The organism is Vulcanococcus sp. DEBay_Sum22DG08_74, assembly GCF_017852955.1.
Classification (GTDB): Bacteria; Cyanobacteriota; Cyanobacteriia; order PCC-6307; family Cyanobiaceae; genus Vulcanococcus.
On sequence record NZ_JAFMKL010000108.1, the window covers coordinates 1 to 5393 of the forward strand.

Genomic DNA, 5393 nt, shown 5'->3' on the forward strand with positions numbered 1-5393 from the left:
TTGCCCCTATACAGCATTTCCAGTGCTGCGCCTTCGACCACTCGGCCACCTCTCCGTGAGGGGCTTTTCGCAGCTCCATCTCTGGATCCAAAGACCACAGAAGACGTCGCGGCTGCGCGGGGGCAACGACGAGAATGTAGCAGTCACTGCTCCCCCCGTTGGATTGCTGCTCCATGCACAGTCACCCGATCACGGTTCATTGGCGCCAGGAGAACCGCACGATCCAGCTGAACGTGCCTGAAGGGGAGTACATCCTCAAAAGCTTTGAACAGCAGGGAGAACCCCTGCCCTTCAGTTGCCGCAACGGGTGCTGCACCGCCTGCGCCGTGCGGGTGCTCGAGGGCCAGATCGACCAGCGTGAAGCCCTGGGCCTCTCGAAGGAGATCCGAAGCCGTGGCTACGGCCTGCTCTGCGTAGCAAGGGCCACGGGACCCCTTGAAGTGGAGACCCAGGATGAGGACGAGGTCTACGAACTGCAGTTCGGACGCCACTTCGGCCGCGGCAAGGTGCGGGCAGGACTGCCCCTGGATGAGGAATGACGCCAGCGATGACGACACGACTGACCGATCAAGCAGCCCAAGGGTCGGGTCTGAGTTCAGCTGAGCTGGAACGCCTCAGTGCCGTGGCCAGGCAGGCGGCTGCGGCAGGAGCAGCCGAGCTGAAGTCCCTGTTTGGACGACTGGAGCGGATCCGCGAAAAGGGCCGTGCCGGTGATCTCGTGACCGAAGCCGATGTGGCTGCCGAGCAGGCGGTGCTGAGGGTTCTTTCAGAGCAGACCCCCGACCTGGGGGTCCTGGCTGAGGAGAGCGGAAGGAAGGAAGGGAAAGACAGCGCCCTGCAGTGGTGCGTCGATCCCCTCGACGGCACCACGAACTACGCCCATGGCTATCCCTTTTTTGGCACCTCCATTGGTCTGACCTGGCGCGGCCAGCCCCTGCTGGGTGCCCTCGCGGTGCCAGCCCTCGAGCGGCTCTATTGGGCCGCCCCTGGCCTTGGCGCCTGGTGCAACGACGAGGCCATACAGGTCAGCAGCTGCAGCAGCCTTGGAGAGTCCTTGTTGGTCACGGGCTTTGCCTATGACCGCCACACCCGCTTGGACAACAACTACGCGGAATTCGCTTACTTCACCCACCGAACCCGCGGTGTCCGCCGGGGTGGTGCAGCGGCCGTTGATCTGGCGTTTGTGGCTCAGGGTCTACTGGATGGCTATTGGGAGCGCGGTCTCTCTCCATGGGACCTCGCCGCAGGCATGGCCCTGGTGGAGCAGGCCGGTGGCGTGGTCTGTGCCTACGACGGATCCCCCGCTGAATTGGCCAGTGGAAAGCTGATTGCCTGCACGCCTGAGCTGCAACAGGCCCTCGTGGATGGGCTTGCTCAATGCAAACCATTGGCGGGCAGCAGCTTTGGTGCGCCCGAGCTGGATCAGCCCACTCCATAGGATCGGGCGACTTCGACCTGGCCTTGCGATGGCACTTCAACCGGCTGCCGGAACCAGGGATCTCAATCCCCGTGAGGTGGACGGCAACCGTTGGCTGTCCGAGCAACTGGGCCAGGTCTATCGCCTCTGGGGATACGTCGAAGTCAGTCCCCCGAGCGTCGAGCGGCTGCAGACCTTGGAGGCCGGTGGTCGCATCAATGACCGGGAAGTGGTTCGTCTTGCCAGCGATGACCCCTTAGGTCTCCGTCCCGAGATGACTGCCTCGATTGCCAGGGCCGCCTGCACACGCATGGCGGAGCTCCCCAGGCCGCTGCGTCTCTGGAGTTGTGGCACCGTCTTTCGCAGCGTTCAAAGCGACACCGGCCAACAGCGCCTTGAAGAGCAACTTCAGAGCGGCGTTGAACTATTAGGCGGTCACGCCAGCGTCGCCGATGCTGAGTTGCTGCGCCTCCTGCTCGCCTGCATCGCCAAGGTCGGCATCGGGGCAGAGCATCGGCCAAAGCTGCTGCTGGGCCACCACGGTGTTCTCTCCGCCCTGCTCAATCAGGTTCCGCCGGAGCAACGCAACGCCGTCAGAAAGGCCCTGATCAGTTTTGATCCGCTTGCTCTGGCCGGCCTGCAGCTGCCAAGCGAGCAACGCCAGAGCCTTGAGCAATTGATGCGTCTACGTGGCGCTCCGGATCAGGTCCTAAGGCAGCTGGAATCGATGCTCGGCCCCTCCAGTGACCTGGAGCACCTCAGCGCCAGCCTCCAGTTGGTGGCCTCCGCTGCAACCGAGGCCCATGTTGAGCTGCAGCTCGACCCCACCTTCCAACCCCACTTCGACCTCTATGACGGTCTGGTGCTGAAGGTCGTCTGCCAGGGCGTCGATGCTCCAGTCGAGATCGCCAGTGGTGGTCGTTACGACGCCCTGGTGGAGCGCTTTGGTGGTGCGGCCTCAGGCCTCGGGTTCAGCTTCGACCTCGAGGCAATCCAGGGACTGCTTGGAACAGAGAACACTGCACCGCAGCAACGGGCCGTCACGCTGCTCAGCGTTCGAGACCTCAGTCAGCTTCCCGCGGCCTTTGCCGCCCAGGCTGAACAGCATGCCAAGGGTCAAGCCTGCATGCTCCTGGATCGCCCCTGTGGCTCAGAGGCTGAGGCACAAGCCGAAGCCGCAGCACGCGGTTGCCAAGCCGTGATCTGGATGGGCTGAGACAGCACCCCCAGCCCAACTCCTTAAGATCCAGCCCACCCCAGCAACCTGCCGATGGCTCACACGATCGTCACCGACGTCTGCGAAGGCGTGGCCGATTGCGTTGATGCCTGCCCTGTGGCCTGCATCAACCCAGGAACGGGAGCCAACGCCAAGGGAACCGAGTTCTACTGGATCGACTTCGACACCTGCATCGACTGCGGCATCTGCCTTCAGGTCTGCCCCGTTGCGGGTGCCATCGTCCCCGAGGAGAAGCCAGAGCTCCAGCGCGCCGCCTAACCCTTAGGTCAGGGCTTAAGCATTTCTTTGGTTTTTGGCCAGGTGCCGCGCTTGAGTGGATCCATCTGCGGTGGTTTTGCCGTGTCCCTTGAGCCAGGCGCGCTGGTCAAATTGAGCGCGAAACCGGATTGCATCTTGCAGCTGGTCAATCTTGATGAGGTCAGCGGTTCTGCCTGGGTCAGACCCTGGCCCCTGCTTCCCAGCCATTCCGCCACCTTCACGGTCTGCCTGAGCGATCTGGATCAAGCCCAGCCGGTTGGTTAAAAGAGTGTGAGGAGATACGCCACTGCTTGAGGTTCTCCTCAAAGTGGAATTTCCTCCGGGAAGAGAAATATGAATTGGCGAATCCTGAACGAACCTCAACGACTGCAGCAAAGGATCTACCGCCTGATCGACGGGCTCTGCGAGCCGCACCGCCAACTTGACGCCCTGTACCCCAGCCTCGAGGCGGCAATCGAGGATGCCATCGGCTGGCTGCAGCAGAGCAGCATTAACCCCCTCGAGCATCCGGTAGGAGTCGAGGTCGCCACGGGCACCGGGGATTGGCGCACGCTGCGCTCCCCAGAACCCTTGCTGTGCCGCTCGGCTGTGCATCAGTAGGGGCAGCCCCAAGGCGGCGGATGAGCAGAGATCCCTACAGCGGACGCGTGAAGCCTGGGGACTACCACTGTCCCTACTGCGCCCCTCGGCCCACGCGAGCTGTCCAGGGGCCCAACGGACAGCCCCATTGCGCCTATTGCGGTGATCCTCTCCACAGGGAACCCCATGGCCGGGGTCGGCAGCTCGCTGCCGTTCTGGTGATCAGTGGCTTCCTGGCCCCTCTACTCAGCCTCCTCTGGCTGGCTCTACAACCGACGCAACCGCCCCGACGTCCTCAGCCCGCAGAACGCGTTGCCCTGATCTGGGTGGCTGAGAGCCAGGCACCGGACGCGTCGTAGCGACGGATCAAGCGCTGCATGCTGTTGGGCGTTGGCATCCAACCGGCCTCAAGCTGAAAGGCAGCGCGATGGCTGACCTGGACGGGACGCAGGTTGAAGCCGGCATCCGGGAGCAACTGCAGCTGCAGCTCCTGCTCGCCGCCAGCGGTTCCGAGGCAGGGACCCTGCAGGACACCGCTGATCTCGTGTTCCTGGGGACCGATCTGGGTGCGGAGCGAAAACCCCTGGGCGCCCTCTTGGCTGATCTGGAAGGAGGCCTGATCAAGGCTGGGTTCCGGCCAGTCGGCACTGATGGTGGAAGCCTGACCGCTCCATTGGCCGGCCAGGCGATCGAGGCTCGCGGAGGGTTGCTCTTCTCCGTGGCCGCCCGAGCGGAATTCGCGGATCAGAACCAACTTGCTAAAGCGACCGTCATTGCCGTGCAGTTGCACCAAACGGTGGCGCCGGTCGCCATCCACAAAGCCGAACTCCCCACCAAATTCGGCACCTGGGGACACCTGCAACGTGCCCTTGCAGAACGTCCCGTTCTCGAAAAACACGACCTGTTTGCCGAGGTTTCGGTAGTCCTGCGCCATCTCATGGATAGGGACACCGTCGTAACCCTCCGGGCCAAAGCGGCGCAGGCTGAAGCGCACTAAACGCTCCTCCTCTCCTTCCTCCAACCGCAAAATCGATGGGGTCGTGTCGGCGATCGATCCATCGGCGGCTAAGCCGCAAAACGTCCCTCGCCACTCGCCCAGGTTGCGCAGGAAGTTGTCCCACTGACTGGACATGAGCTCAGGCGTAACGCGAGTCGGAAGCTAGAGGCTGAGCATCGAGGTCGTGAGCAGCAGATCCAGGGGGGTCGGTTTCCTGCCCACCGCTGCCCCTTGGCGTCAGCCCCTCGCTAGGGAGATTCTGGTGATCACGTTGTGATCAGAGCCGTGGTGCTTCAGGCGGAACAGGGTCAAATCCAGATCCATACCGAGAACATCTTTCCGATCATCAAAAAGGCCGTCTACAGCGGCCACGAGGTGTTCCTGCGGGAACTGGTCAGCAATGGCGTCGATGCCATCAGCAAGCGCCGCATGGCGTCCATGGCTGGCGACTGCAGCGAGGGAGCGGAGGGGAAGATCAGCATCCGCATCGACCGCGAAGCCAAGACCCTCACCATTTCCGACAACGGCATCGGCATGACCGCCGATGAGGTCAAGCGCTACATCAACCAGGTGGCCTTCTCGAGCGCCGAGGACTTTCTCGAGAAGTACAAGCAAGAGTCCGACGCGATCATTGGCCACTTCGGACTGGGCTTCTACAGCAGCTTCATGGTCGCCAAGCAGGTGGAGCTGGTGACCCGCTCCGCCCGGGGAGAGTCCGAGGCCGTTCGCTGGAGCTGTGATGGCTCCCCGAACTTCAGCCTTGAAGCAGCCGAGCGCTCCGAGCCCGGCACGGACGTGATCCTCCATCTGATGGAGGAAGAGGAGGAATACATCGAGCCGGCTCGGATCCGGACGCTGATCACCACCTACTGCGACTTCATGCCAGTGGAGGTGCAGCTTGAAGG

At 62.9% G+C, this 5393-nt stretch carries 8 protein-coding genes; 7 read left to right on the forward strand and 1 reads right to left on the reverse strand.

The genetic code is table 11. From position 1 onward, the window contains the following. The first annotated feature begins 173 nt into the window (after positions 1-173). The 6 genes from QZ184_RS09795 to QZ184_RS09820 all read left to right on the forward strand — a co-directional run bounded on the left by QZ184_RS09795 (position 174) and on the right by QZ184_RS09820 (position 3512). The gene (locus QZ184_RS09795; RefSeq protein ID WP_247478521.1) at positions 174-539 is read left to right on the forward strand and encodes a 2Fe-2S iron-sulfur cluster-binding protein; all 366 of its coding nucleotides are present in this window, start codon (positions 174-176) and stop codon (positions 537-539) included. A gap of 8 nt (positions 540-547) precedes the next feature. Next, a complete protein-coding gene (locus QZ184_RS09800; protein ID WP_296415097.1) occupies positions 548-1438 on the forward strand; it encodes an inositol monophosphatase family protein in 891 nt (296 codons plus the stop codon). Positions 1439-1466: 28 nt separating this feature from the next. Beyond that, the gene (locus QZ184_RS09805) at positions 1467-2633 is read left to right on the forward strand and encodes an ATP phosphoribosyltransferase regulatory subunit (RefSeq protein ID WP_247478525.1); all 1167 of its coding nucleotides are present in this window, start codon (positions 1467-1469) and stop codon (positions 2631-2633) included. A 54-nt stretch (positions 2634-2687) separates the two neighbouring features. Further along, positions 2688-2912 carry a 4Fe-4S dicluster domain-containing protein gene (locus tag QZ184_RS09810; RefSeq protein WP_010317082.1) on the forward strand — a complete coding sequence of 75 codons (225 nt, stop codon included), beginning with the start codon at positions 2688-2690 and terminating at the stop codon, positions 2910-2912. A 135-nt stretch (positions 2913-3047) separates the two neighbouring features. Then, positions 3048-3176, forward strand: a complete 129-nt coding sequence (locus QZ184_RS09815; RefSeq protein WP_296415101.1) for a hypothetical protein — start codon at positions 3048-3050, stop codon at positions 3174-3176. 69 nt (positions 3177-3245) lie between these two features. After that, positions 3246-3512 (forward strand): hypothetical protein, encoded by a 267-nt coding sequence (locus tag QZ184_RS09820; protein WP_247478527.1) that lies wholly within the window; start codon positions 3246-3248, stop codon positions 3510-3512. 274 nt (positions 3513-3786) lie between these two features. Here QZ184_RS09820 and QZ184_RS09825 read toward each other — a convergent pair whose 3' ends face one another. Next, positions 3787-4623 carry a DUF3598 family protein gene (locus QZ184_RS09825; protein WP_296415102.1) on the reverse strand — a complete coding sequence of 279 codons (837 nt, stop codon included), beginning with the start codon at positions 4621-4623 and terminating at the stop codon, positions 3787-3789. Between the two features lie 150 nt (positions 4624-4773). On the opposite strand from QZ184_RS09825, the gene QZ184_RS09830 reads away from it, so the two are divergent. Next, on the forward strand, positions 4774-5393 hold a 620-nt coding region (locus QZ184_RS09830; protein WP_296419368.1), incomplete at its 3' end, for an ATP-binding protein.

Coding starts and splice junctions, on each gene's coding strand:
- QZ184_RS09795 (WP_247478521.1), top strand. CDS start 174: ATGCACAGTCACCCGATCACGGTTCATTGGCGCCAGGAGAACCGCACG.
- QZ184_RS09800 (WP_296415097.1), top strand. CDS start 548: ATGACGACACGACTGACCGATCAAGCAGCCCAAGGGTCGGGTCTGAGT.
- QZ184_RS09805 (WP_247478525.1), top strand. CDS start 1,467: ATGGCACTTCAACCGGCTGCCGGAACCAGGGATCTCAATCCCCGTGAG.
- QZ184_RS09810 (WP_010317082.1), top strand. CDS start 2,688: ATGGCTCACACGATCGTCACCGACGTCTGCGAAGGCGTGGCCGATTGC.
- QZ184_RS09820 (WP_247478527.1), top strand. CDS start 3,246: ATGAATTGGCGAATCCTGAACGAACCTCAACGACTGCAGCAAAGGATC.
- QZ184_RS09825 (WP_296415102.1), bottom strand. CDS start 4,623: ATGTCCAGTCAGTGGGACAACTTCCTGCGCAACCTGGGCGAGTGGCGA.